Raw genomic sequence first — 1,235 nt, 5'->3', positions numbered from 1 at the left:
ATATCAACATCTCCCAGGTAGACCCCACATCAGGCTTAAACGAATTGCCAGGAATCCTGGTCGATGCAGAAGCCATCCTGGCCAATGACCTTTGTGGCTTTGAGAATAATCGGATTGCTGGGGGCAGTTCCTTTACCATTACCGGAAAAGGGGGTTTACCAGCTAGTGCAGACGATCCAGTGATTAATAGGGACACCACAGTGGGCTGGAGAACTCGTCCTGGCTTAGCCAGCAGCAGAAGACAACAATTACAGCAATTACGGCAGCAACCTAAGGCCAAAGGCCACGCTACGCGAACAGTGAGACGCCCTTCCCAAGACAAAAAAGTGATTATCGAAGCCCAAGGCTGGGTCAGAGCAAAGGATGGCACAATTATTCTGACGGCTCATCCCTTTAGGGGTACTCCTGTTGAGCAGATATTGCCCCATCTTGATTGTCATTCGGGAGTAGGGAGTAGGGAGTAGGGAGTAGGGAGTAGGGAATCGGGAGTAGGGAATCGGGAGTAGGGAGTCGGGAGTAGTGCGTAGGGTGCGTTAGGGGAGCGATGGCCATGATATTCAACAGAGTAGCCAGTAGCCCCGTAACGCACCAGGGCAAACGCATCTTATTTTTGAAACGCAGGCGGCGTGAAGATTTCAGCGATCGAGTCCTGTTTTTAATCAATTGATGAAATCTTTATTGGATAAGGGTTTTAGAATTTAGATGCGTTTGCCCTGCGTAACGCACCACCAAAAGGCTCGCTCTATTCTCTATTCCCAATTCCCTTAATTATTATGAAAAAAATATCATTTGTAATTGCAATTACATTAACGTGCTTTGTTTCATCAGCACAAGCCTTATCAAATTCTCCAGTAATCACACCAGATTACTCAATTACTGATTCTCCAGAACAACAAGCCCAACAACTCTATGAAACAGGTCAATATCAAGACGCTATACCGTTGTTGGAGCAAATGATTAGTAACTACAGGGAGAGTGGCGACCTTATTGGTGAAATTAATTCCTTAGTCAATCTAGCTTTAGTTTATCAACGTTTGGGAAACCTAGACCAAGCATTAGAAACCATATACCAGAGTTTTACCCAACTATCACAACTCGATAATACCAAAGAACGTCAAGAATTACAAGCCCAAATTTTGTCAGTCCAAGGACAAGTATACTTATCTCTAGGTCAGGGGGAAAAAGCTTTATCAATTTGGCAGGAAACTAGTGCTATCTACCAAGATATCGGAGAC

At 44.8% G+C, this 1,235-nt stretch carries 2 protein-coding genes and 1 pseudogene; 2 read left to right on the top strand and 1 reads right to left on the bottom strand.

All coding sequences use genetic code 11. From position 1 onward, the window contains the following. Positions 1 to 464 (top strand): annotated as a pseudogene (locus F6K53_RS43585) (hypothetical protein); the annotation flags it as partial. On the opposite strand, the gene F6K53_RS43580 reads toward F6K53_RS43585, so the two are convergent. Beyond that, on the bottom strand, positions 437 to 589 hold the full coding sequence (locus F6K53_RS43580) for a hypothetical protein (protein WP_293086988.1): 153 nt from the start codon (positions 587 to 589) through the stop codon (positions 437 to 439). The pseudogene F6K53_RS43585 and the gene F6K53_RS43580 sit on opposite strands and share 28 nt — an antisense overlap. A gap of 184 nt (positions 590 to 773) precedes the next feature. Here F6K53_RS43580 and F6K53_RS43575 point away from each other — a divergent pair. Continuing rightward, a partial coding sequence (locus F6K53_RS43575) for a tetratricopeptide repeat protein (RefSeq protein WP_293086985.1) occupies positions 774 to 1,235 on the top strand: 462 nt, incomplete at its 3' end.

Source organism: Moorena sp. SIO4A1, from assembly GCF_010672065.1.
Taxonomy (GTDB): Bacteria; Cyanobacteriota; Cyanobacteriia; order Cyanobacteriales; family Coleofasciculaceae; genus Moorena.
This window is presented reverse-complemented; position numbering and strand designations above follow the sequence as displayed.